The organism is Pseudomonas sp. B26(2017) (genome assembly GCF_002113045.1).
Lineage (GTDB): Bacteria > Pseudomonadota > Gammaproteobacteria > Pseudomonadales > Pseudomonadaceae > Aquipseudomonas.
This window is the reverse complement of the sequence record NZ_NEJJ01000015.1, coordinates 135673-160107: the sequence shown is the minus strand read 5'-3', so window position 1 is coordinate 160107 and position 24435 is coordinate 135673. Positions and strand designations below refer to the sequence as shown.

Below are 24435 nucleotides of genomic sequence, written 5' to 3'. Positions count from 1 at the left end.
AGGATGTTCGAGGAAGAAAACGCGCAGTGGGGGCTGGTGCATGCCCTGGTGCTGGACGGTAAAGGCGGTGCGCGTTCGATAGCCCGGACTGATCTCGACGATCTGCAGTTGCAGGCTCATGAAAGCCTGTGGCTGCACTGGGATCGCAGTCACCCGCAGACCCAGACCTGGCTGCGCAAATCCAGTGGGCTCAACGAGTTCGCTTGCGATCTATTGCTGGAAGAAAATACTCGTCCACGTCTGTTGCCGTTGCCGGATTCCGAGCTGCTGCTGTTTTTGCGCGGGGTCAATCTCAACCCGGGCGCCGAGCCGGAAGATATGGTGTCGGTGCGCATTTTCGCTTCGGCCCAGCGAGTGATTTCCCTGCGATTGCGTCCGCTGCGAGCCACCGACGAGTTGCTGGTGATGTTGGGCGAGGGCAAAGGGCCGAAAACCTCGTCCGAACTGATGCTGTATCTGGCGCAACTCCTCACCAACAAGGTGCAGGATCTGGTGACTTGCCTCTCTGAAGTGGTCGATGAAGAGGAAGAAAAACTGGATGCCGACGAACGGTATACCCCCGAGCATGGCGCCATTTTGCACATCCGTCGCAGGGCCGCCGGACTCAAGCGTTTTCTGGCACCGCAGCGGGATATTTTCGGACAGCTGACAAGGATAAAACTGCCGTGGTTCGTCGATGACGATGCCGACTACTGGAACGAATTGAACAACAGCCTGACCCGTTATCTCGAAGAGCTCGAATTGACCCGAGAGCGCGTGGGGCTTGTGCTGGACGCCGAAGACCGGCGCTTGAGCGTGCGCATGAACCGCACCATGTACCGCTTCGGGATCATCACCTGCATCTTTCTGCCGATGAGTTTTCTGACCGGTCTGCTGGGCATCAACGTTGGCGGCATTCCGTTCTCGAGCAGCCCTTATGGTTTCCTGATCGCCTGCCTGACAGTGCTCGCCCTGGCCCTCGGACAATGGTGGTTGTTCCGCCGTTTGCGCTGGGTATGAAGATGCGCCATGTGACCCGACCAAATTTGCCCGCGTCTTTCACAGACATCACGAGAGGTGCGTATGCACGATCCGTTTGAACAGTCTTTGCGCGACATGCTCAACGCCTCGCCGTCCGGCCGCGACGACGATGCCTGCCTGGGCCGCGTACTCAAAACCGCCAACCGCCAGGTGGGCGCCGGCGATCTGTTCAGCCTGCTGGGCCGCTGGCTGCCCGCGCTGATGATCGCCCTGAACAACGGCTCGGCCCATGTCGCGCCGGTCTCCCGTCTCCGTAAACCTACCGCTCGCACTGCTGATAAGGCTGATTGAATATGGAACTTGATCTCTGGACTCAGAGCCTCGTCACTGCAATGACTGCGTTGTGGACCAAAGTCGCTAATTTCATTCCGAACCTGTTCGGCGCACTGGTTGTGCTGCTGTTGGGTTTTGTCGTGGCCAAGCTGCTGGACACCTTGCTGTCCAAATTGCTGGCCAAACTGGGTCTCGATCGCCTGATGGGCGGCACCGGCCTGACAAAGTTGATGTCCCGCGCGGGGCTGCAAGTGCCGATCTCGACCCTGATCGGCAAGATCGTCTATTGGTTCGTTCTGCTGATTTTCCTGGTATCGGCAGCAGAATCCCTTGGACTTGAACGAGTTTCAGCTACGCTTGACATGCTCGCGCTGTATTTGCCGAAAGTATTCGGTGCCGCGCTGGTGTTGCTGGTGGGCGTCCTGCTCGCGCAACTGGCCAATGGCCTGGTTCGCGGGGCGGCAGAAGGCGTAGGTCTGGACTACGCTTCAGGACTTGGGCGAATCGCCCAGGGCCTGGTGATCATCATCAGCATTTCGGTCGCGATCAGTCAGTTGGAGGTCAAGACCGACCTGCTGAACCATGTGATCGTCATCGTATTGATTACCGTTGGTCTGGCTGTTGCCTTGGCCATGGGTTTGGGAAGCCGGGAAATTGCCGGTCAGATTCTTGCGGGAATCTATGTGCGTGAGTTGTATCAGGTTGGGCAACAAGTGCGTATTGGCGAGGTCGAAGGCCAGATCGAAGAGATCGGCACGGTTAAGACCACATTGCTGACCGATGAGGGTGAGCTAGTCTCTCTCTCGAATCGGATCCTGCTGGAGCAGCATGTGAGTAGCCGCTAACCCGGCAAACCCTGCTAATGTATGCCGCCGCAAAATGCCAGCTGATGCTGGCTGCGGTGGACATTGACCTGACTGTCGGCACGACTTGTTTTGAATAAAGCCCAAACGCTATCCACGCGCTACGACCCCCGCGAGCTCTCTGACGAGGAGTTGGTCGCGCGCTCGCATACCGAGCTGTTTCACGTGACGCGCGCCTATGAAGAACTGATGCGGCGTTACCAGCGGACATTATTTAACGTCTGTGCACGATATCTTGGGAACGATCGCGATGCAGACGATGTCTGTCAGGAAGTGATGCTTAAGGTGCTGTACGGCCTGAAGAACTTCGAGGGGAAATCAAAGTTCAAGACATGGCTCTACAGCATCACGTACAACGAATGCATCACACAGTATCGGAAGGAACGGCGAAAGCGTCGCTTGATGGACGCACTGAGTCTTGACCCCCTTGAGGAAGCGTCTGAAGAAAAGGCGCCAAAACCCGAGGAAAAGGGTGGACTGGATCGCTGGCTGGTGTATGTGAACCCGATTGATCGGGAAATTCTGGTGCTACGATTTGTCGCAGAGCTGGAGTTCCAGGAGATCGCAGACATCATGCACATGGGTTTGAGTGCGACAAAAATGCGTTACAAACGTGCTCTTGATAAATTGCGTGAGAAATTTGCAGGCATTGCTGAAACTTAGTTCGGCGCAAATATCTCTTACGTGTAGGCAAGTTCTGATAGACTTGCCGCCGAGTTGTCCCCCGGTTTGCGGGACTGCTTCACAATCACCAGATGGGGATTTAACGGATGAAACTGAAAAACACCTTGGGCTTGGCCATTGGTTCTTTGATTGCCGCCACTTCTTTCGGCGCTCTGGCACAAGGCCAAGGCGCAGTTGAAATCGAAGGCTTCGCAAAGAAAGAACAATTCGACAGCGCTCGTAACTTCAAGAACAACGGCAACCTGTTCGGCGGTTCGATCGGTTACTTCCTGACCGACGACGTTGAACTGCGTCTGGGCTACGACGAAGTGCACAACGTGCGTTCCGACGACGGTCGTAACATCAAGGGCGCCAACACCGCTCTGGACGCTCTGTACCACTTCAACAACCCAGGCGACATGCTGCGTCCATACGTATCGGCTGGTTTCTCCGATCAGAGCATCGGCCAGAACGGCACTGGCGGTCGTAACCGTTCTACCTTCGCCAACGTTGGCGGCGGTGCCAAGCTGTACTTCACCGAGAACTTCTACGCCCGTGCTGGCGTTGAAGCTCAATACAACATCGACCAGGGCGACACCGAGTGGGCTCCTAGCGTCGGTATCGGTGTGAACTTCGGTGGCGGCTCCAAGCCAGCTGCTGCTCCAGTTCCAGCTCCGGCTGAAGTCTGCTCCGACAGCGACAACGACGGCGTATGCGACAACGTTGACAAGTGCCCAGACACCCCAGCCAACGTAACTGTTGACGCTGATGGCTGCCCGGCAGTTGCTGAAGTTGTTCGTGTTGAGCTGGACGTGAAGTTCGACTTCGACAAGTCGGTTGTGAAGCCAAACAGCTACGGCGACATCAAAAACCTGGCTGACTTCATGAAGCAGTACCCATCCACCACCACTACTGTTGAAGGTCACACTGACTCCGTCGGTCCTGACGCTTACAACCAGAAACTGTCCGAGCGTCGTGCAAACGCCGTTAAGCAAGTTCTGACCAACCAGTACGGTGTTGAATCGTCCCGCATTCAGTCGATCGGCTACGGCGAATCCCGCCCAGTTGCTGACAACAAAACTGAAGCTGGCCGTGCTGTTAACCGTCGCGTAGAAGCGCAGGTTGAAGCTCAAGCTAAGTAATTAGCTGCCGCTGCGAGAAAAGCCCGGCTTATGCCGGGCTTTTCTTTGCCTGCGATTTGGGTAAACCGAGGATTGTCAGGCCAGGCGTTCGGCTGCCCAGTCAATCGAATCGACCTGGGTCGCAGCGGCTGCGACGGCGCCTATGACCAGAATCGCAGGGCTCTTGAGCCGGAAATCAAGGGCATCGTTTTCCATGGCTGCCAGGTCGCTACGGCATTCGCGTTGTTCCGGCAACGAGGCATTCTCGATCATCGCCACTGGCGTATCCGCCGCCATCCCCCCCGCCAAGAGCTGCTCGCGAATCTCGCCGAGCTTCGCCACCCCCATGTAAATCACCAGCGTCGTTCCGCCTTGCGCCAGCGCCCGCCAGTTCAACTGGCTGTCGTCCTGGGTGTGAGCGGTGACCAGCGTCACGCCCCGGGCCACGCCGCGCAACGTCAGCGGAATATCACATTGGGTCGCGCCCGCCAGCCCGGCGGTGATGCCATTGACCAACTCCACCTCGACCCCGCGCTCACGCAACCACTGCGCTTCTTCACCGCCACGCCCGAAAATGCACGGATCGCCGCCCTTGAGTCGCACCACGCATTTGCCCTGACGGGCGTAACGCAGCATCAGCCGATGGATGAACGCTTGGGGCGTTGAGCGGCAGCCGCCGCGTTTGCCGACCGCAATGATTCGCGCAGCAGGGCAGTGCTCAAGTACCGCCTCATTGACCAGATCGTCGATCAGCACCACCTCGGCTTCGCGCAAGGCACGCACTGCTTTAAGCGTCAGCAGCTCAGGATCACCGGGACCTGCGCCCACCAACCAGACTTTCGCGCTCATGGTGTTTCCTCTTCAAATGACGGCGACCGGACGCACTTCGGCGGCCAGCAAACGCTTGATTTCCGGGACGCAGGAACCGCATTGCGTGCCGCATCCCAACTTGTTTTTCAAACCCTGCAGATCCAGACCTTCACCAATACCGGCGCAGACCGCGCTGTGGCTGACGTTCTTGCAGTTGCACAGGGTTTTGTCCGCCACAACCGGCGCGCCGGCATTGCCCGGCGGTGCACTCATCGGTGCCAGCAGCCAGCGCCGCAGTTGTTCGTCGGCGCGACCCTCCAGCCACAGGCCTTGCAACCAGTGCTGAGCGAGGGTTTCGCCAGCAAGGCGAATCGCAGTGATTCGTCCGTTTTCGATGCGTACCCGCTTGCCGATGGCACGGCGTGGATCGTCATAAGCCAGCACCGGCCCCTCGATCAGGGCCAGGCATTGGTCGATTTCATGCAGCAATTGCGGCTCTGGCGCCATAACGCTGGCTGCACGTATCAACAACGCAGGCCGTTCACGTCCGACAAGGCTGATACTTGTGTAGGAAAAAGCCTCACAGAGCGGTCGAAGCGCCTCGAAGTGCCGTTGAACATCGCCCTCGATCAGTGCGAACAGTTGCCATGGCAACTCCACCGGTTCCAGCCGCACACCGCTGTGCTTGAGTTCCGGTTGTTTCGACAAAGGATCAAAAGCCGGCAGGGTCAGGCTGTTCACGCCGCCCTTGAGGAAACGATCGCCCCAGTGCATCGGCAGGAACGCCTGGCCCGGACGTACGCTGTCATCGCTGGCGACCGCCACGATCACCGCGCCCCGACGACTTTTCAGATTCACCAAATCCCCCGACTGCAAGCGGTGGCGGCGCAACTCGTCCGGGTGCAGGCCCAACACCGCTTCGCTGACATGGCCGAACAACTGCGCCGCCGTACCCGTGCGGCTCATACCGTGCCATTGATCACGCAGGCGGCCGGTGATCAGGGTCAGGGGAAAGCGCGCGTCGCGTTGTTCCTTGGCGGCGCGATAGGGATCGGCAACGAATTGCGCGCGCCCGTTCGGCGTAGGAAAGATCCCGTCGCCATACAACCGGGCCGTACCCAGGCGGGCGCCAGCGGGGAAGGGCCATTGCTGTGGCCCCAGCTCATCAATCAATCCGTGGCTGATCCCGGACAAATCCAGATCGCGCCCCCGGGTCAGTTGTTTGTACTCGTCAAACAGCTGCGCCGATTGCTCGAAGGCAAACAGCCCCGGTTGTTGCGGGCGCAGACGTTTCTCCAGGCGTTGTGCGAAATCTACCGTGATCGCCCAGTCCGGACGCGCTTCACCCGGTGCGGCAATAGCTTTGCGTACGTGGGAAATCCGCCGTTCAGAGTTGGTCACCGAACCTTCCTTCTCGCCCCAACTGGCCGCCGGCAACAGCAGGTCGGCAAACGCCGCGGTTTCGGTGGTACGAAACGCTTCCTGCAATACCACGAACGGACAAGCTTCCAGCGCGGCGCGCACGGCGTTCTGGTCCGGCATCGATTGCGCGGGGTTGGTGCAGGCGATCCACAGCGCCTTGATCCGGCCGCTGCGCACCTGTTCAAACAGTTCGATGGCGCTGAGCCCGGTGTTTTCCGGCAGCTTATCCACACCCCAGTACGCTGCCACTTCGGCGCGATGCTCCGGATTGGTCACTTCGCGATGACCGGGCAACAGGTTGGAGAGACTGCCGGTTTCCCGTCCTCCCATGGCATTCGGCTGACCGGTCAAAGAGAAAGGTCCTGCCCCCGGTCGGCCGATCTGCCCGGTGGCCAGGTGCAGGTTGATCAGCGCACTGTTCTTCGCGCTGCCGGCGGTGGACTGGTTCAGGCCCATGCACCACAGCGAGAGAAAACTCGGCGCGGTGCCGATCCATTCGGCGCATTGCTGCAACTGCTCGGCACTGATCCCGCACAGCTGCGAAACCATGGCCGGGGTGTAATCGCGCACCAGACTTTTCAGCCCGGCGAGTCCTTCGGTGTGGGCCTTGATGAAGTCACGGTCGATCCAGTCTTCCCACAACAGCAGATGCAAAATCCCATGGAACAAGGCGACATCGGTGCCCGGCAGAATCGCCAGATGCAGGTCGGCCAGATCGCAGGTGTCGGTGCGTCGAGGGTCGATGACGACGACTTTCATGTGAGGGCGGTGGGACTTGGCTTCTTCGAGGCGGCGAAAAAGTACCGGATGGGCGTAAGCCATATTACTGCCGACGATCACCACGCAATCGCTCGATTCCAGGTCTTCATAGCTGCACGGTGGGGCGTCGGCGCCGAGGCTGCGCTTGTAGCCGACCACCGCCGAAGACATGCACAGCCGCGAATTACTGTCGATGTTGTTGGTACCGACCAGCGCCCGCGCCAGTTTGTTGAAGGCGTAGTAGTCCTCGGTCAGCAACTGCCCGGAGATGTAGAACGCCACGCTGTCCGGGCCGTGTTCAGCGATGGTTTCGGCGAAGACCTGGGTGGCATGGTCCAGCGCGGTGTCCCAGTCGCAGCGGCTGCGCGCCAGGCCTTTGCCCAGGCGCAATTCCGGGTACAACGCCCGGGCCGCAAGATCACCGGTCAGATGCAGGGTCGAGCCTTTGCTGCACAGTTTGCCGAAGTTGGCCGGGTGCGCCGGATCGCCGCTGACGCCGAGGATGCGCTCGCCGTCATGCTCGATCAGCACGCCGCAGCCGACCCCGCAATAGCAGCAGGTCGAGGCGGTCGTCTGGCGGTTCATCAGACGGCGTCCCGCAGGGCCAGTTGCACGCGGCCGTTTTCCACCCGGGCCGGGTGATGATGTGCGCAACCGACGTCCGGCGCCTGGGCTTCGCCGGATTGCAGATCGATCTGCCAGTTATGCAGTGGGCAGGCCACGCGCTTGCCGTAAATCAGGCCTTGGGACAATGGGCCGCCCTTGTGCGGGCAGCGGTCATCGAGTGCGAAGACTTCGTCGTCGCTTGTACGAAAGATCGCAATGTCACCTTTGGGCCCGGCGATGATCCGCGAACCGAGGGCGTTGATCTCTTCCAGGGCACAGATATCGAGCCAGTTCATGCCGGCACCTCCAGGTTTTTCACAGGGATCACGTCGAATTCTTTCTTAAGTTGCGGCTGGGCGAGGCGTTCTTTCCAAGGGTCCTGTTCGAACGACAGGGAGAATTGCAGGCGCTCGTTCAGGGCCTTGCGGCGCTCGGGATCTTCCAGCACGGCTTTCTTGATGTGCTCCATGCCGACCCGTTGCAGGTAATGCACGGTGCGTTCGAGGTAGAAGGCTTCTTCGCGGTACAGCTGCAGGAACGCGCCGTTGTATTCGCGGACCTCCTCGGCAGTCTTGAGCTTGACGAAGAATTCGGCGACTTCGGTCTTGATCCCGCCGTTGCCACCGATGTACATCTCCCAGCCGGAATCGACTCCGATGATTCCTACGTCTTTAATCCCCGCTTCCGAACAGTTGCGTGGGCATCCGGAGACCGCCAGTTTCACTTTGTGCGGCGACCACATGTTGAACAGGTCGTGTTCGAGGTCGATGCCCAACTGGGTCGAATTCTGCGTGCCGAAGCGGCAGAACTCGCTGCCGACGCAGGTTTTCACGGTGCGGATCGATTTGCCGTAGGCGTGGCCCGACGGCATGTCGAGGTCTTTCCACACGCCGGGCAGATCCTGCTTCTTGATCCCCAGCAAGTCGATGCGCTGACCGCCGGTGACCTTGACCATCGGCACCTGATATTTGTCCGCCACGTCGGCGATCCGCCGCAGTTCCGACGGGTTGGTCACGCCGCCCCACATCCGTGGTACCACCGAGTAGGTGCCGTCCTTCTGGATGTTGGCGTGGGCCCGTTCGTTGATCAGGCGCGACTGCGGATCGTCCTTGGCTTCGCCGGGCCAGGTGGAAATCAGGTAGTAGTTGAGGGCCGGCCGGCAAGTGGCGCAACCGTTCGGCGTGCGCCAGTTGAGGTAGCTCATGGTGCCGGCGATGGTCAGCAAATGCTGTTCGCGAATGGCCTGGCGAATCTGGCCATGGTTGAGATCGCTGCAACCGCAGATGGCTTTTTCGCTTTTCGGTTTGACGTCTGCCGCGCCGCCGACGGTGTTGATCAGGATCTGCTCGACCAGGCCGGCGCAAGAGCCACAGGAGCTGGCGGCCTTGGTGTGTTTCTTCACTTCGTCGACGCTGAACAGCCCGTGTTCCTGAATCGCCTTGACGATGGTGCCCTTGCACACGCCGTTACAGCCGCAGACTTCGGCGTTGTCGGCCATGCTCATGGCTTTGTCCTGGCCCTGATGTCCTACGTCGCCAATCGCGTTTTCTCCGAACATTAAGTGATCGCGGATCTCGCCGATGGCGTGATTCTCACGAATCTGCCGGAAATACCAACCGCCATCTGCCGTATCGCCGTACAGACACGCGCCGACCAGCACGTCATCCTTGATCACCAGTTTTTTGTACACCCCGCCGATCGGGTCGGAGAGGGTGATGGTCTCGGTGCCTTCGCCGCCCATGAAGTCGCCGGCGGAAAACAGGTCGATGCCGGTGACTTTCAACTTGGTCGACGTCACTGAGCCCTGATAGCGCGCGAAACCCAGTTGCGCCAAGTGGTTGGCGCAGACCTTGGCCTGTTCGAACAGCGGCGCCACCAGGCCGTAGGCAATGCCACGGTGGCTGGCGCATTCGCCGATGGCATAGATGCGCGGGTCGTAGGTTTGCAGGGTGTCGTTGACCAGAATCCCGCGATTGCACGGGATGCCGGCCTTTTCCGCGAGTTCGGTGTTGGGGCGAATGCCGGCGGCCATGACGACCAGATCGGCAGGAATGATGTCGCCGTTCTTGAATTGCACCGCGCCGACCCGACCATTGCCGGCGTCGTGCAGGGCCTGGGTCTGTTCGCACAGGCGAAAGTGCAGGCCACGGGATTCGAGGGCGGTTTGCAGGAGCTGGCCACTGGTCTTGTCCAGTTGCCGCTCCAGCAGCCATTCACCGAGGTGCACCACGGTGACGTGCATGCCGCGCAGCATCAGGCCGTTGGCCGCTTCGAGCCCGAGCAGACCGCCACCGATCACCACGGCGTGTTTGTGAGTCTTGGCGGTATCGATCATCGCCTGGGTGTCGGCGATGTCGCGGTACCCGATCACGCCCTGCAAGGTGTTCCCGGGGATCGGCAGGATGAACGGGGTCGAGCCAGTGGCGATCAGCAGGCGGTCGTATTCGGCCTCAGTGCCATCCTCGGCGATCACCCGGCGTTTGACCCGGTCGATCTCGACCACTTTGCGGTTGAGCAGCAGTTTGATGCCGTTTTCCAGGTACCAGTCGAGGTCGTTGAGCACGATCTCTTCGAAGGTCTGTTCGCCGGCCAATACCGGCGACAACAGGATGCGGTTGTAGTTGGTGTGCGGTTCGGCGCCGAAGACTGTGATGTCGTACAGCTCGTTGCTGAGCTTGAGCAGTTCTTCCAGGGTACGAACCCCGGCCATGCCATTGCCGATCATCACCAGTTTGAGTTTTTTCATCAGATTCTCCGGGAGCATCGGGCTTGCCTCCTGTGGGCAGTCAGGCCTTGCTCGACAAAAATGGCGCAAACAAAAAAGGCGTCCCGCCAGTTACCTGGCGAGGACGCCTTTGTCCTTGTCCCGTTCTCTCGGGAAGCCCGGCCTTCGTCGTTGAAGGTCGGGCTTTTATGTCAGTTGAAAACGTTAATGCAGTGGCTGTGCCAAGTCGCGGTAAGCCGCGAATTCACTGGGGTAATGCAGGAATTGGCCAGATGTTCATTGTGGTTTTTGCACTGAATGGAAGCGGCACGCCCGTTTATGGAGCGCCGCATCAGCCATGAAACAACAGAAACAGCAGCACCAGATTGCCCAGCAACGCCAGCAACGCCAAAGTCCGCCAGACCTTCAGCGGCTCACGTTCCAGCAAGGGGCGAGGGCGTACGTTCAGGCTGCGGCGCTCACCTTGCTCCAGAATCAACAGCCATTCCTCGGCGGTTTCATAGCGTTGCAAGGGATCGGCCGCCACACCGCGCTCCAGACACTGCGCCAGCCACTCCGGCAGATCCGGGCGATATCGCCCGGCACTCACCGGCACCCCGAAACGCGGGCGCTGGAAGGCTTCGATCTCGCCATAGGGAAAGTGCCCGGTGAGCAGGAAATACAAGGTCACGCCCACCGCATACAGATCCTGTTGCGCGCTGGGTGCTACGCCTTGAAAGGCTTCCGGCGCGATGTAGCTCGGGGATCCGGGCAAGGTCGACGGTGCGTCCTGCGACAGGCCGGGGCAATACGCCAGGCCGAAATCCAGCAGACGCAGCTCGCCGTCGTCCCCCAGATGCAGGTTTTCCGGTTTGATGTCGCGGTGCAGGATCTGCCGTCGATGCAACAGGCCGACTGCCCGCAGCAGACGTTCGGCCAGATCCTGCCATTGAGCCAGTGGCAGCGGGCCGCGTTGTTCAAACAACTGCGCCAGGGTTGTTCCCGAATATTCACGCATCACGTAGTACAAATGCTGACGCTGTCCGGCGCTATGGACTTCAGGAAAATGCCGCCCGGCGACGCGTTTGAGAAACCATTCTTCCGCCAGCAAGGCCTGGCCGGCCTGGGCATCGTCCGCCCATTGTGCGGGCAAGGTTTTCAACAGCCAGGCCTGGCCCTGACCATCGAGCACTCGATACAGCAACGATTGTTGGCTGCGCCCTATAACCTCCTGAACCCGCCAGCCTTCAAAGACCTGACCCGGTTTCAGCTGCGGGGGCAGAGGCCACTGCTGCAAATGAACCAGCGCATCGCCAAGGCTGGCCTCCCCGACGGCATCTACCCGCACCAACAGCGCACTGGCGTTGTCCTGACTGCCGGCCAGGTGCGCAGCGTTGACCAGTGTTTGCGCAGCGCTGTGCAGGTCCGGCTGATCGCGCAAAATTGCGGCGATGGCGGTGTCGCCGAGCGCTGCCCACACGCCATCACTGAGCAGCACGAAACATTCGCCGTCACGCAGCTCGCCGTCGAGAAAATCCAGCACCAGATGCTGATCCAGTCCCAGTGCGCGCTTGAGCACGTGCTGCATGCCCGGCTGATCCCAGACGTGATCCTCGCTGATCCGCTGCAAGGTCGCTGCGTGCCAGCGATAGACCCGGCAATCACCGACGTGCGCCAGGGTAAACCGCCGGCCACGCAGGACCAGTGCACTGATCGTGGTGAGCAGCGGCTGACCGCCACCGTTGGCCTGCAACCAGCGGTTTTGTGCGAGCAACAGACGATCGAGGGCCTGGGCCACGCTCCAGGTTTCCGGGGTGGCGTAGTAATCCAGCGCCAATGCCTGCAAAGTCGAGCGCGCGGCCAGCCCGCCATCGGCGCACTGGCTGACGCCGTCGGCGATGGCGAACAGAAAACCTTTGCTCGCAGCCAGCGCCGGGGCCGGCGTGACCAGGCGCAAGGCATCCTGGTTTTCCGCGCGTGGTCCGGTGGCGCTGGCTTCGGCGAAACTCAGTTGCAGAGCCATTCGGGCCTCAGACCCGGGCAGCGGTCACGGCCGCCGAACCCCAAGTGGTTCGCCAGCGACGTTTGACACCGTGCAGACCGAACCACGCCAATACGCCAAGGCTGGCGAACAACCACAGCGCCAGTTGATAGCTGCCGGTGCTCTGTTTGATCGCGCCCATGCCTGCCGCCAGGGCAAACCCGCCGATGCCGCCGGCCATGCCGATCAGCCCGGTCATCACGCCGATTTCGCGACGGAAACGCTGCGGCACCAGTTGAAAAACCGCGCCATTACCTGCGCCGAGGCCGAGCATGGTGCAGACGAAAAGTGCCAGCGCCGCGTAGGAACTTGGCAGGTTGAAGCCGACCGCTGCAATACAAACCGCTGCAACCGTGTACATCGCCAAGAGGGTGCGGATGCCACCGAAACGGTCAGCCAGCGCGCCGCCCAGTGGACGCATCAGGCTGCCACCGAACACGCAGGCGGCGGTGTAGTAACCGGCGGTCACCGGGCTCAGGCCGTATTGATCGTTGAAGTAGCCGGGCAGGGCGCTGGCCAGGCCGATGAAGCCGCCGAAGGTGACGCTGTAAAAAAACATGAACCACCAGCTGTCGCGATCACCCAGGGCCTTGAAATAGTCGGCCATGGATTTGGCTTTCGGCCGCTCGGGCGCGTTCTTCGCCAGCCAGGCGAACAGCACCAGGGTCAGGATCAGCGGAATCAGGGCGAAACCGAACACATTGCTCCAGCCGAACGCCGCCGCCAAAACCGGGGCAATCAACGCCGCGAACACGGTGCCGGAATTGCCCGCCCCGGCGATGCCCATCGCCTTGCCTTGATGCTCCGGGGGATACCACTGCGAGGCCAGCGGCAGGGCCACAGCGAACGAGGCGCCGGCCATGCCGAGGAACAGGCCAAGCAGCAAAGCCTGTTCATAACTGTGGATGCCGAGTTTCCAGGCGCCGAGCAGCGCGCAGATCACGATCACCTGACCGATCAGCCCGGCGGTTTTCGGCGACAGGCGATCGGCGAGCATGCCCATCGCAAAGCGCAGCACCGCGCCGGCCAGAATCGGCGTCGCCACCACGAGCCCGCGCTGTTGGGTGGTCAGATGCAGGTCGGCGGCAATCTGCACCGCCAGCGGGCCGAGCAGGTACCAGACCATGAAGCTCAGGTCGAAATACAGGAAGGCCGCGAACAGAGTCGGGGTGTGGCCGGATTTCCAGAAGCTTTTATTCATCGCGCACCTCAGCTGTAGAGAATCTCGAGAAGGAGTCAGAACCAGCACAGTGGGGCGCCGCCACGGCCGCACCACCGGCCCCGGGCTGTGGGGCCAAAACGCAAAAACGCCGCTACCCGGATCGCCGAAGGGGGCGAAGAAGGTGAGCGACGTCTTTGTCGTGGGTGGGGCAACCGCCGTTGGTTACCTGTGCGTAATGCTTAGCGAGATTTGTGCCAGATCGGTGTGGCTTGTTTCCACGCTTTGCGTGCAAACGCATCCGTCACGTTCAGAAGCGGACGCGGAGCGTCCATGGCTGCATTCCCACGCGGAGCGTGGGAACGATCAATGTGGGGGAGCACTTCAGCCCAGCAACTCGCTCATGGCAATGATCTGTTCAGCGACCTGAATCAGTTTCTGCTGACGGCTCATGGCCTGGCGGCGCATCAGGGTGTAGGCCTCTTCTTCGTTGCAGTCCTTCATTTTCATCAGTAACCCCTTGGCCAGTTCGATGCGCTTGCGCTCGGCCAGTTGCTGGTCGCGGGCCTGTAGCTGGGCGCGCAAGGCCTGATCGCTTTCGAAGCGGGCCATGGCCACATCGAGAATCGGCTGCAAGCGTTGTGCGTGAATGCCTTCAACAATGTAGGCACTGACCCCGGACTTGATCGCCTGACGCATCACGCCAGGATCATGTTCGTCGGTGAACATCACGATCGGCCGGGGCTGGTCGCGGCTGACCAGCACCACTTGCTCCATTACATCGCGGCTCGGTGACTCGGTATCGATCAGGATTACGTCCGGACGCACCGTTTCGACGCGCGCCGGCAGGTCGATGGTCAGACCCGACTCGTCGATCACCTCGAAACCGGCCTCGGTCAGCGCGGCTTTCAGGCGTCCGACTTTTTTCGCGGTGTCGTTGATCAGCAGAATGCGCAACATGTTCGCGGTCTCCTGTCAGCGCTGGGCGAGAAGGGGCGCGCTGTCGCTCAGCGCGTGCAGCTTGAAGCTTCGGGCATAGGCGGCCGGGTCGCTGCCGTCCCAGATTTTGCCGTCGATCAACTGGCTGCTGCGCATGTCCTTGCCCCGGGCCGCGACGCCCATGGCAGTCGCCGCGTCGCGATAGATCTCCAGTTGTTGCACCTGACGGGCGACGGCGAGGTAATCCGGGTCATCGCGCAGCAAACCCCAGCGGCGGAACTGGGTCATGAACCACATCCCATCTGACAGGTACGGCAGATTCACCGCGCCATCGTCATGAAAACGCAGTGCGTGCGGATCCTGCCAGCGATGACCGAGGCCATCGTCGTAGTCGCCGAGAAAGCGCGGTTCGATGCAGGACAGCGGGGCGTCGAGGTATTCCGCCGCGCTCAGCAACTGGGCGGTGCTGCGGCGGTTTTCCGGGCTTTCTTCGATGAAGCGGCTGGCCTCGAGGATCGCCATCACCAGCGCGCGGGCGGTGTTGGGATATTGGTCGACGAAGGCGCGGGTGCAGCCAAGGACTTTCTCCGGGTGATCGGGCCAGATGGTCTGGCTTGTCGCCAATGTGAAGCCGAGATCCTGCTGTACGGCGCTGGCCGCCCACGGCTCGCCGACGCAGAAGCCATCAATGCGTCCGGCTTGCAAGTGCGCGACCATTTGCGGCGGCGGCACGACCACGCTGTCGACATCCTGCAACGGATGAATGCCCTGGCTCGCCAGCCAGTAATAAAGCCACATGGCATGGGTGCCGGTCGGGAAGGTCTGGGCGAAGGTCAGTTTTGCGCGGGTTTGGTGCACATGCCGGTGCAGCGCTTCAGGACCGGTCACGCCCAGGCCCTGCAAACCGTGGGACAGGTTGAGGCTCTGACCGTTCTGGTTCAGGCCCATCAGCACCGCCATGTCGGTCGGCGCGACACCGCCGATGCCCAGGTGCACCGCGTAGATCAGGCCGTAGAGGCTGTGGGCGGCATCGAGGTCGCCGCTGACCAGGTTGTCCCGCAGGTTGGCCCAGGAGCTTTGGCGCTTGAGGTTCAGGGTCAGGCCGTAAGGCTGGGCAAAGCCTTGGGTGGCGGCGACCACCAGCGAGGCGCAGTCGCTCAAGGCCATGAAGCCGAGGTTGATCGCGCTTTTTTCCGGGGCATCGCTGCCGTTGACCCAGGCCAGCGGCCCGGCGGAGGTTAGAGTCATAAAAGCCACCCTCAAAAAAAACGTCGTCCTAGGCTTTGCCCGCGCAAAACCGAGAGACGACGCCATTGTCCTTGCCTGCACGCCACCATTGGCCTGCGGGCTGATGCCGGGGAGGGTGCAAGGCATATGCCATGCGCACGGATTTACCCGTGCGCCTCGCGCGGTGGGGCGATGCCCGGCTATAATCGCCGCCTCTTTTCGCCGCCCGAGTCATAGCCGCCCATGTACACCCTGGCCCGTCAGCTGTTGTTCAAACTTTCCCCGGAAACCTCCCACGATCTGTCGCTGGATCTGATCGGCGCGGGCGGGCGTTTGGGCCTCAACGGCTTGCTGTGCAAGGCTCCGGCGTCGCTGCCGGTGAATGTCATGGGCCTGCAATTCCCGAACCCTGTCGGTCTGGCGGCCGGTCTGGACAAGAACGGCGCGGCCATCGACGGCTTCGCGCAGCTGGGTTTCGGTTTTGTCGAAATCGGCACCGTGACCCCGCGCCCGCAGCCGGGCAACCCGAAACCACGGATTTTCCGCCTGCCGGAAGCCGAGGCGATCATCAATCGCATGGGGTTCAACAACCTCGGTGTGGATAACCTGCTGGCGCGGGTGGCGGCGGCCAAATACAAGGGCGTGCTGGGGATCAACATCGGCAAGAACTTCGACACCCCGGTCGAGCGCGCGGTTGAGGACTATCTGATCTGCCTGGACAAGGTCTACGCCCACGCCAGTTACGTCACGGTCAACGTCAGTTCGCCGAACACTCCGGGCCTGCGCAGCCTGCAATTCGGCGATTCGCTCAAGCAATTGCTGGCAGACCTGGCCACCCGCCGCGCCGAACTGGCCCTGCGCCACGGCAAACATGTACCGCTGGCGATCAAGATCGCGCCGGACATGACCGACGAAGAAACCGCGCAAGTCGCCCAGGCGTTGATCGAAACCGGGATGGACGCGGTGATCGCCACCAACACCACCCTCAGCCGCGTGGGTGTCGAAGGCATGGAACACGGTGACGAGGCGGGCGGTCTGTCCGGCGCTCCGGTGCGTGAGAAGAGCACCCACACCGTGAAAGTGCTGGCGTCCGAGCTGGGCGGCAAGCTGCCGATCATCGCGGCGGGCGGCATCACCGAAGGCAAGCATGCGGCCGAGAAGATCGCTGCCGGCGCGAGCCTGGTGCAGATTTATTCCGGCTTCATCTACAAGGGCCCGGCGCTGATCCGCGAATCGGTGGACGCCATCGCCGCCAAACGCTGATCCTTTGTGAGAGCGAGCTTGCTCGCGATGGCGTCCGTTCAGTCAACATTTCGTGTGACTGATGCACCGCCATCGCGAGCAAGTCGAGTCGTCGCAACGTCGCTCCCACAGGTTTTGTGTATGGCATAAATAATGTGGCAGGCATAAAAAAGGGCTCCTCGAAGGAGCCCCTGGGCCGTGGCCCGCCGTCCGGGAAGGACGTGCATGGTGATCAGGTTTTTACGAAATCAGATTGTCGTGTCGCAATAAGTGCCCTGTGTCAGCCGACGGCGTGAAGTTCGTTGAGTCTGTGGATTCCCGCAGTGCCGGTCATACCGTCCCAGTTGTCGCCGCGTCCTTCTCGCCAGCCGTTGATCCAGGCTTGACGTACCGACGGTAGAGTAAATGGGCAAAGCTCACGGGATTTGCCACCAACGCCATATTGATATCCGCGCAAAAAAGCTCTTTCCAACGGATCACGCTTAAGTCTTCTCATAGGGTGTTTCCCTCACTTGTTGACTGTTTTTGTCGCGTCGACCTCAATTGAGGTCTGGCAGAAAAACTCTGCCGTTGGCGGCTCGCTGCCGGCGTGGCGAGCCAAGGTGTTGACGCCGTTGCGACGTCAACCTGTGTGCAGTTCTAACCAATGAGTCACATCGATGGAATGACCGTTTTGTCATAAGGACGTAACGAAAAAGATGCTATGGCCATAAGTAACCGCGTATTTATCCAGTGTTTATTGGCCAAACCCCGGTATGATCGGCCCCGCGCTGGATGATGAGGTTAATCCTTTAGTGAGAATGACCCACGTTTACGCTGGGTTACTATTCGACGAAGGGTTGCTTTGAGTCATTTTGTTGCTTCAACTTCTTTATCTGTCCCGGCATCTAAGCTCTTTTAACCCGAGCAGCGGGGATGGAACGGCACACCTTCGTGCCACGCGGGCGTTCTTGTAGAAAAGCGCCTGATTGAAAACCGGACCGGCAATGCGTTGCCGGTTCATTAGCCAAAGGCTGTGAAAAAACCATGTCCGACCGTTTCGAACTCTTCCTCACTTGCCCCAAAGGCCTTGAAGGCCTGCTCATCGAGGAAGCCGTCGGGCTTGGCCTTGAAGAGGCCCGCGAACACACCTCCGCCGTGCGTGGCATGGCGACCATGGAAACCGCTTATCGTCTGTGCCTCTGGTCGCGTCTGGCCAACCGGGTGCTGCTGGTGCTCAAGCGTTTCCCGATGAAAAACGCCGAAGACCTGTACCACGGCGTACTCGACCTCGACTGGCAGGATCACATGCTGGCCGACGGCACCCTGGCCGTGGAATTCAGCGGCCACGGTTCAGGCATCGACAACACTCACTTCGGCGCCCTGAAGGTCAAGGACGCCATCGTCGACAAACTCCGCACCCCGCAGGGCGACCGACCAAGCATCGACAAGCTCAACCCGGACCTGCGCATTCACCTGCGTCTGGATCGCGGCGAAGCGATTCTGTCCCTCGACCTTTCCGGCCACAGCCTGCACCAGCGCGGCTACCGCTTGCAGCAGGGCGCTGCGCCGCTGAAGGAAAACCTCGCGGCCGCGATCCTGATCCGTTCCGGCTGGCCGCGCATTGCCGCCGAAGGTGGCGCGCTGGCTGACCCGATGTGTGGTGTCGGCACGTTCCTGGTAGAAGCCGGCATGATCGCCGCCGATATGGCGCCGAACCTGCGTCGCGAGCAATGGGGCTTCACCGCCTGGCTCGGTCACGTACCGGCGCTGTGGAAAAAACTCCACGAAGAAGCCGTCGAGCGCGCCGCCGCCGGTCTGGCCAAACCACCGCTGTGGATCCGTGGTTATGAAGCCGACCCACGGCTGATTCAGCCAGGCCGCAACAACGTCGAGCGCGCCGGCCTGAGCGAGTGGATCAAGATCTATCAGGGCGAAGTCGCGACCTTCGAACCGCGTCCGGATCAGAACCAGAAAGGTCTGGTCATCTGCAATCCGCCGTACGGTGAGCGTCTGGGTGATGAAGCCAGCCTGTTGTACCTCTACCAGAACCTTGGCGAGCGTCTGCGTCAGGCCTGCCTGAACTGGGAGGCGGCGGTGTTCACCGGTGCACCGGACCTCGGCAAGCGCATGGGCATCCGCAGCCACAAACAGTATTCGTTCTGGAACGGCGCGCTGCCGTGCAAGCTGCTGTTGATCAAAGTCCTGCCGGATCAGTTTGTCACTGGCGAGCGCCGTACTCCGGAGCAACGTCAGGCCGAGCGCGAGCAAGCCGCTTACGACCAGACGCCGAACGAGCCGCAAGAGCGCAAGTTCAACAAGAACGGCAACCCGATCAAACCGACGCCGGCCCCGGCGCCAGTGATCGAGCAGCCGCGCCTGAGCGAAGGCGGGCAGATGTTTGCCAACCGCCTGCAAAAGAACCTCAAGGCGTTGGGCAAGTGGGTCAAGCGCGAAGGCATCGATTGCTACCGCGTCTACGATGCGGACATGCCGGAATACGCGATGGCCATCGACCTGTACCACGACTGGGTGCACGTTCAGGAGTACGCCGCGCCGAAGTCGATCGACCCGGAAAAGGCCTCGATCCGCATGTTCGATGCGTTGGCGGCCATCCCGCAGGCGCTGAACATCGACAAGAGCCGCGTGGTGGTCAAGCGCCGCGAGCGTCAGAGCGGCACCAGGCAGTACGAGCGTCAGGCGGCCCAGGGCAAGTTCAATGAAGTGACCGAGGGCGGCGTGAAGTTGCTGGTCAACCTCACCGATTACCTCGACACCGGACTGTTCCTCGATCACCGGCCGATGCGCATGCGGATCCAGAAAGAGGCCGCCGGCAAGCGCTTCCTCAACCTGTTCTGCTACACCGCGACCGCTTCCGTCCACGCAGCCAAGGGTGGCGCGCGCAGTACCACCAGCGTCGACCTGTCGAAAACCTACCTCGACTGGGCGCGCCGCAACTTGTCGCTCAACGGCTTCTCCGACAAAAACCGTCTGGAGCAGGGCGACGTGATGGCGTGGCTGGAAAACTGCCGCGAAGAGTACGACCTGATCTTCATCGATCCACCGACCTTCTCCAACTCCAAGCGCATGGAAGGCATCTTCGACGTGCAGCGTGACCAGGTGCAGTTGATCGACCTGGCCATGGCGCGCCTGGCAGCGGGCGGGGTGTTGTACTTCTCCAACAACTTCCGCAAGTTCCAGCTCGAGGACAACCTGGCCGAGCGTTACGCGGTCGAGGAAATCACCGCCAGCACCATCGACCCGGATTTCGCCCGCAACGGCAAGATCCATCGCGCCTGGAAAATCACGGCTCGTTGACACTCTGCAAAATTGGATCCACAGAGCCTTGATTTTTAAAGGCTCTTGGATCCGTCCAGAGCTAGCCAAATTAGTGGCTAATAGCTATAACTCACACACGGCCGATGGGGTTTTTCCCGCAGATGCTGACGTAGTGAGTGGCTTTTATGTCGTTGCACCCCGTGCGCCCGAAGATATTGGGTTTCATCAGCGAAGAAGTCTCGGCCTGGCTGGTCGCGCTGCTGGTATTGCTCGCCGGCGGGATTCTCACGGGGCTGCTCGCCTGGGGCACCCTCAATCAGTTTCACAGCCAGTTGCGCCAACGCTTTCAGCTACTGGCCAACGAGCGCTACAGCCGCATCGAAGAACGTTTTCAGGATCAGGAGCAACGCCTCGATGGCCTGCGACGGTTCTTCGCCAACTCCGAATCGGTGTCCCGCGCCGAATTCGACGGCTACACCCGACCTTTGTTACTGCGTACCCAGGCCTATTCGTTCGCCTTGCGGGTGAGCGGCGCCGAGCGTGCAGCGTTCGAGAAACAGGTGCGAGACGAGGGCCTGACCACCTTCAGCGTGCGCGAACTCAATGCACGCGGCGAACTGCAACTGGCCGCGGCTCGCGATGAATACGTCGTGGTGGTGTACAGCCAGACCCAGAGTCGGCTCGGATCTCCGCTGGGGTATGACTTGCTGGCGCAACCTTTGCGCCGATCGACCCTTGAACGGGCTGACCAGCTGCACGGGCTGGCGGTTTCGCAGCCGATGCATCTGGTGTCTATCGAGCCGGCTTATGCACGCGGCGTCCTGCTGGTCGCGCCAGTGGTTCGTCAGGGCGAAAACGTCTCTTTCGGTTATGTGATGGCAGTGATCAGCATGCGTCAACTGCTGGCGGACGGCTTGCCGGACGCACTCAATGACTATCTGTCAGTGCGCATTCTCGATCTGTCCAACAGCGATCAACATGAAGTGTTGTTCGAGTCGACCAATGAACCGGCGACAAGCGATCTGTCCGCCACCCGGCTGGTGCGCATGGCCGATCACGACTATCAGGTGGATATTCTTCCCAGCGAAGCGTTCATGCAGGCCAACCATTCGTCGGTTGGCAGCGTGGTGGTGCTGGGCGGATTGCTCAGTCTCCTGCTGAGCGCGCTGCTTTATGTGCTGGTCAGTCAGCGCCAGCGCGCGTTGCGCATGGTCGAGTTGCGCACTCAGGAACTGCATGAGCGTGAACAGGAACTGCGCGGCACTCACGGCCAGTTGCGCGGGGTGCTGAACGCGGCAACCCAGGTTGCAATCATCGCCACCGATCTGCGCGGCGTGATCAACACCTTCAACCCCGGCGCCGAGCAGATGCTCGGTTATCACAGCAACGAAGTGGTCGGCCACATGACCCTGGAAAATCTGCACTTTCCACGGGAACTGGTGGCTCGTGCGGCGGAGCTCAGCACCCGTTATGGCAAGGTCATTCCGACCTGTCAGGCGATGCTGGTGGAGGGCGGCGAAGTCGGCGGGCACGAAGCGCGGGAGTGGACGCTGGTACGCAAGGATGGCAGCCACCTGCCGGTGAACATGCTTGCCACACCGGTGCTGGACGAGCAGGGGCTGTGGGTCGGACACCTGGCGATCTGCATCGACATCACCGAGCGCAAGCGCGTGCACGAAGCGCTGGCCGCACGGGACGTGCTGTTGAAGAAGCTCAGCGCCCACGTTCCCGGCGGGATCTATCAATTCAAAATGGAGTTCGACGGGCGCTTCAGTGTGATCTACGCCAGCGACGGGATTCGCGAAATCTACGAGCTGGAGCCGGACGTGCTGCTGCTCAACGCCGAAGCGATCTTCACCCGCATCCATCCGCAGGACGTCAGTCGTGTGCGCAAGTCGATCCGCGCCTCGGCGGACAACCTCAGTCCGTGGCGCGAGGAATACCGCGTGCAGTTGCCCGAACGCGGCCTGCGCTGGGTTCGTGGCGAGGCGACCCCGGAGGAACTGCCGGGCGGCGGCGTGCTGTGGCACGGTTACATTTCCGACATCTCCGATCTGAAGCGCGTCGAAGAAGAGTTGCGTGCATTGTCGGTGACCGACGCTCTGACCGGGATTCACAACCGGCGCTATTTCCAGGAGCGCCTGACCACCGAAATGGCGCGGGTAGAGCGTGGCGGCGGTGAGTTGTCGGTAATCATGCTCGACATCGACCACTTCAAACGGATCAACGATCAGTACGGTCATGCGGTGGGCGACCGCGTGTTGCAGGCGGTCTGCGAGCGCATCGGCCATCGTCTGCGGCGTACCGACGTGTTCTGCCGGTTGGGCGGCGAGGAGTTCATGGTGCTGTGCCCGGACATCGACGGTGATCACGCCCTCATGCTGGCCGAAGAGTTATGGCACAGCCTGCGCAGTGCGCCGATCGACGTGGTGGGGGTGGTGACGGCCAGTTTCGGGATTGCCAGCTGGCGACCGGGAGAGGGCGCGGACGCGCTGTTGCTGCGGGCGGATTCCGGGGTGTATGCGGCGAAGCAGGGCGGACGGGATCGGGTCGAGCGGCAGATGAACTGAGCCCCTCTGCCACCTGATCGTTCCCACGCTCTGCGTGGGAATGCCTCCGGGGGCGCTCCGCGTCCAGTGACGCAGAGCGTCACGGGCTGTATTCCCACGCGGAGCGTGGGAGCAATCATTTACAGGGTTACAAAACCGAAGCGGTCTGCGGCGTCCGCGGCTGTTTATACAGATCCAGCAGCACCTGATCCAGCACCGACGAGGCGCCGAACGGGGCCTTGTCGTTGAGGATCGCCACCACCGCCCAGGTGTTGCCGTTGACGTCGCGGCTGAAGCCGGCAATCGCCCGTACGGTGTTCAGGGTACCGGTCTTGACGTGGGCTTCGCCGCGCATCGCGGTGGTCTTCAGGCGTTTGCGCATGGTGCCGTCGGTGCCGGCAATCGGCAGCGAGCTGATGTATTCGGCAGCATATGGGCTGTGCCAGGCCGCTTGCAGCATGTTGGCCATTTCCCGGGCGCTGACTCGCTCGGAACGCGACAGACCGGAGCCGTTCTCCATCACCAGGTGCGGCGCGGTGATGCCTTTCTTCGCCAGCCACTGACGGACCACGCGTTGCGCAGCCTTGGCGTCATCGCCATCGGCGTCGTTGCGGAATCTCTGGCCCAGGCTCAGGAACAGTTGCTGAGCCATGGTGTTGTTACTGTATTTGTTGATGTCGCGGATGATTTCCGCCAGATCCGGCGAGAACGCCCGGGCCAGCACTTTGGCGCTGCTCGGGGTCGGGGCCAGACGATCCTTGCCCTGGATGCTGCCGCCCAGTTCCTTCCAGATCGCCCGCACGGCGCCGGCGGTGTAGGTTGCGTGGTCGAGCAGCGACAGATAAGTCTGCGAGCTGCAGCCTTCGCCCAATTGGCCGGCCACGGTCACGGTCACGCTGCCATCGGCCTGCGGCACCGGGTTGTAGCGCACGCCGCCGGTGCATTGTTTGGAATTGAGTGCCTTGACGGTGTTTTGGATATTGATGCTGGCAATCGGCGGCTCGACCGAGATCAACACCCGGCCATTGTCATTGCGGGCCACGAAACGCAGGGCCTTGAGGTTGACCAGCAGCGAATCCGGCTTGACCAGAAACGGCTTGTTCTCGTCGTTGCCGTCATCGTTGAATTCCGGCAGTTGCGGCTGCACAAAGAAGCTGCGATCCAGTACCAGATCACCGGTGACCTGAGTCACGCCGTTGGCGCGCAGGTCGCGCATCAGCAGCCAGAGTTTTTCCATGTTCAGTTTCGGATCGCCACCACCCTTGAGGTAGAGGTTGCCGTTGAGAATCCCGCCGTTAAGGTCGCCGTCGGTGTAGAACTCGGTTTTCCACTGGTGGTTGGGGCCGAGCATTTCCAGCGCCGCGTAAGTGGTGACCAGCTTCATGGTCGAGGCCGGGTTGACCGACACGTCGGCGTTGTACACGGTCGGCGTGCCCGGGCCGTCCAGCGGCACCATCACCAGCGACAGGGCAGTGGGCTGCAGCTTGCTGGCCTTGAGGGCTTTTTCGACGTTGGGGGTCAGGGCGGTGTTGATGGTGGCAGCGGAGACGGGCAGGGCCAGCGGGAGAAGAAGACCGGCCAGGAGCAGAGGACGCAACGATTTGATCATATGAAATAAAACCCTACAGCCGAGGGGAAAAAAGACGAGGACATGGATGAAAAGGCCCTCAGTGGTCATGAAAGTGTCGGCATTATGCCCCAAGGTGTAACAGCTTGTGCCTTTCGCAAGGGCGTCAATTCGTTATTTTTTTACAGGCGGTCGTACGCACGTCCCGGATA

18 protein-coding genes are annotated in these 24435 nt (G+C 61.1%); 8 read left to right on the top strand and 10 right to left on the bottom strand.

Annotation, left to right across the window (positions count from 1 at the left end; all coding sequences use genetic code 11):
• Nucleotides 1-3: 3 nt before the first annotated feature.
• The 5 genes from CAF79_RS21810 (at nt 4) to CAF79_RS21790 (ending at nt 3961) form a co-directional block, all read left to right on the top strand.
• Complete coding sequence (locus CAF79_RS21810; RefSeq protein WP_085700245.1) at nt 4-999, top strand: zinc transporter ZntB; 996 nt, start codon at nt 4-6, stop codon at nt 997-999.
• A 63-nt stretch (nt 1000-1062) separates the two neighbouring features.
• Nucleotides 1063-1311: a CrfX protein gene (locus tag CAF79_RS21805; protein WP_085700244.1), complete on the top strand. Its 249-nt coding sequence runs from the start codon at nt 1063-1065 to the stop codon at nt 1309-1311.
• A 2-nt stretch (nt 1312-1313) separates the two neighbouring features.
• On the top strand, nt 1314-2138 hold the full coding sequence (locus CAF79_RS21800; protein ID WP_007951987.1) for a mechanosensitive ion channel domain-containing protein: 825 nt from the start codon (nt 1314-1316) through the stop codon (nt 2136-2138).
• Nucleotides 2139-2228: 90 nt separating this feature from the next.
• Nucleotides 2229-2819 (top strand): RNA polymerase sigma factor SigX, encoded by a 591-nt coding sequence (gene sigX, locus CAF79_RS21795; RefSeq protein WP_011333251.1) that lies wholly within the window; start codon nt 2229-2231, stop codon nt 2817-2819.
• 107 nt (nt 2820-2926) lie between these two features.
• A complete protein-coding gene (locus tag CAF79_RS21790) occupies nt 2927-3961 on the top strand; it encodes an OmpA family protein (protein WP_085700243.1) in 1035 nt (344 codons plus the stop codon).
• Nucleotides 3962-4036: 75 nt separating this feature from the next.
• On the opposite strand, the gene cobA is transcribed toward CAF79_RS21790, so the two are convergent.
• The 8 genes from cobA to CAF79_RS21745 all read right to left on the bottom strand — a co-directional run bounded on the left by cobA (nt 4037) and on the right by CAF79_RS21745 (nt 15628).
• Nucleotides 4037-4789, bottom strand: coding sequence for a uroporphyrinogen-III C-methyltransferase (cobA, locus tag CAF79_RS21785; RefSeq protein ID WP_085700242.1), 753 nt, complete (start codon nt 4787-4789; stop codon nt 4037-4039).
• A gap of 12 nt (nt 4790-4801) precedes the next feature.
• Entirely contained in the window at nt 4802-7516 is a 2715-nt protein-coding gene (locus tag CAF79_RS21780; RefSeq protein ID WP_085700241.1) for a nitrate reductase, read from the bottom strand.
• On the bottom strand, nt 7516-7833 hold the full coding sequence (nirD, locus tag CAF79_RS21775; protein ID WP_007951992.1) for a nitrite reductase small subunit NirD: 318 nt from the start codon (nt 7831-7833) through the stop codon (nt 7516-7518). The genes CAF79_RS21780 and nirD overlap by 1 nt, the downstream gene beginning before the upstream one ends.
• The gene (gene nirB, locus CAF79_RS21770; RefSeq protein WP_085700263.1) at nt 7830-10283 is read right to left on the bottom strand and encodes a nitrite reductase large subunit NirB; all 2454 of its coding nucleotides are present in this window, start codon (nt 10281-10283) and stop codon (nt 7830-7832) included. The genes nirD and nirB overlap by 4 nt, the downstream gene beginning before the upstream one ends.
• Before the next feature lie 310 nt (nt 10284-10593).
• A complete protein-coding gene (locus tag CAF79_RS21765) occupies nt 10594-12264 on the bottom strand; it encodes a bifunctional protein-serine/threonine kinase/phosphatase (RefSeq protein WP_085700240.1) in 1671 nt (556 codons plus the stop codon).
• A 7-nt stretch (nt 12265-12271) separates the two neighbouring features.
• Nucleotides 12272-13483, bottom strand: coding sequence for a NarK/NasA family nitrate transporter (locus tag CAF79_RS21760; RefSeq protein ID WP_085690197.1), 1212 nt, complete (start codon nt 13481-13483; stop codon nt 12272-12274).
• A 342-nt stretch (nt 13484-13825) separates the two neighbouring features.
• A complete protein-coding gene (locus CAF79_RS21750; protein ID WP_007916390.1) occupies nt 13826-14401 on the bottom strand; it encodes an ANTAR domain-containing response regulator in 576 nt (191 codons plus the stop codon).
• Nucleotides 14402-14416: 15 nt separating this feature from the next.
• Nucleotides 14417-15628, bottom strand: a complete 1212-nt coding sequence (locus CAF79_RS21745; RefSeq protein WP_085700238.1) for a CmpA/NrtA family ABC transporter substrate-binding protein — start codon at nt 15626-15628, stop codon at nt 14417-14419.
• Nucleotides 15629-15850: 222 nt separating this feature from the next.
• On the opposite strand from CAF79_RS21745, the gene CAF79_RS21740 reads away from it, so the two are divergent.
• Nucleotides 15851-16870 carry a quinone-dependent dihydroorotate dehydrogenase gene (locus tag CAF79_RS21740; RefSeq protein WP_085700237.1) on the top strand — a complete coding sequence of 340 codons (1020 nt, stop codon included), beginning with the start codon at nt 15851-15853 and terminating at the stop codon, nt 16868-16870.
• Nucleotides 16871-17129: 259 nt separating this feature from the next.
• Here CAF79_RS21740 and rmf read toward each other — a convergent pair whose 3' ends face one another.
• On the bottom strand, nt 17130-17345 hold the full coding sequence (rmf, locus tag CAF79_RS21735) for a ribosome modulation factor (protein WP_003223300.1): 216 nt from the start codon (nt 17343-17345) through the stop codon (nt 17130-17132).
• Between the two features lie 530 nt (nt 17346-17875).
• Between rmf and rlmKL the strand changes: the two genes are divergently transcribed.
• Both rlmKL and CAF79_RS21725 read left to right on the top strand, forming a co-directional pair.
• On the top strand, nt 17876-20146 hold the full coding sequence (gene rlmKL / locus CAF79_RS21730; RefSeq protein ID WP_085700236.1) for a bifunctional 23S rRNA (guanine(2069)-N(7))-methyltransferase RlmK/23S rRNA (guanine(2445)-N(2))-methyltransferase RlmL: 2271 nt from the start codon (nt 17876-17878) through the stop codon (nt 20144-20146).
• A 146-nt stretch (nt 20147-20292) separates the two neighbouring features.
• On the top strand, nt 20293-22677 hold the full coding sequence (locus tag CAF79_RS21725; RefSeq protein ID WP_085700235.1) for a diguanylate cyclase: 2385 nt from the start codon (nt 20293-20295) through the stop codon (nt 22675-22677).
• Nucleotides 22678-22804: 127 nt separating this feature from the next.
• Here CAF79_RS21725 and dacB read toward each other — a convergent pair whose 3' ends face one another.
• Entirely contained in the window at nt 22805-24265 is a 1461-nt protein-coding gene (gene dacB, locus CAF79_RS21720) for a D-alanyl-D-alanine carboxypeptidase/D-alanyl-D-alanine-endopeptidase (protein ID WP_085700234.1), read from the bottom strand.
• Between the last annotated feature and the right edge of the window lie 170 nt (nt 24266-24435).

Coding starts and splice junctions, on each gene's coding strand:
- CAF79_RS21810 (WP_085700245.1), top strand. CDS start 4: ATGTTCGAGGAAGAAAACGCGCAGTGGGGGCTGGTGCATGCCCTGGTG.
- CAF79_RS21805 (WP_085700244.1), top strand. CDS start 1,063: ATGCACGATCCGTTTGAACAGTCTTTGCGCGACATGCTCAACGCCTCG.
- CAF79_RS21800 (WP_007951987.1), top strand. CDS start 1,314: ATGGAACTTGATCTCTGGACTCAGAGCCTCGTCACTGCAATGACTGCG.
- CAF79_RS21790 (WP_085700243.1), top strand. CDS start 2,927: ATGAAACTGAAAAACACCTTGGGCTTGGCCATTGGTTCTTTGATTGCC.
- cobA (WP_085700242.1), bottom strand. CDS start 4,789: ATGAGCGCGAAAGTCTGGTTGGTGGGCGCAGGTCCCGGTGATCCTGAG.
- CAF79_RS21780 (WP_085700241.1), bottom strand. CDS start 7,516: ATGAACCGCCAGACGACCGCCTCGACCTGCTGCTATTGCGGGGTCGGC.
- nirD (WP_007951992.1), bottom strand. CDS start 7,833: ATGAACTGGCTCGATATCTGTGCCCTGGAAGAGATCAACGCCCTCGGT.
- nirB (WP_085700263.1), bottom strand. CDS start 10,283: ATGAAAAAACTCAAACTGGTGATGATCGGCAATGGCATGGCCGGGGTT.
- CAF79_RS21765 (WP_085700240.1), bottom strand. CDS start 12,264: ATGGCTCTGCAACTGAGTTTCGCCGAAGCCAGCGCCACCGGACCACGC.
- CAF79_RS21760 (WP_085690197.1), bottom strand. CDS start 13,483: ATGAATAAAAGCTTCTGGAAATCCGGCCACACCCCGACTCTGTTCGCG.
- CAF79_RS21750 (WP_007916390.1), bottom strand. CDS start 14,401: ATGTTGCGCATTCTGCTGATCAACGACACCGCGAAAAAAGTCGGACGC.
- CAF79_RS21745 (WP_085700238.1), bottom strand. CDS start 15,628: ATGACTCTAACCTCCGCCGGGCCGCTGGCCTGGGTCAACGGCAGCGAT.
- CAF79_RS21740 (WP_085700237.1), top strand. CDS start 15,851: ATGTACACCCTGGCCCGTCAGCTGTTGTTCAAACTTTCCCCGGAAACC.
- rmf (WP_003223300.1), bottom strand. CDS start 17,345: ATGAGAAGACTTAAGCGTGATCCGTTGGAAAGAGCTTTTTTGCGCGGA.
- rlmKL (WP_085700236.1), top strand. CDS start 17,876: ATGTCCGACCGTTTCGAACTCTTCCTCACTTGCCCCAAAGGCCTTGAA.
- CAF79_RS21725 (WP_085700235.1), top strand. CDS start 20,293: ATGTCGTTGCACCCCGTGCGCCCGAAGATATTGGGTTTCATCAGCGAA.
- dacB (WP_085700234.1), bottom strand. CDS start 24,265: ATGATCAAATCGTTGCGTCCTCTGCTCCTGGCCGGTCTTCTTCTCCCG.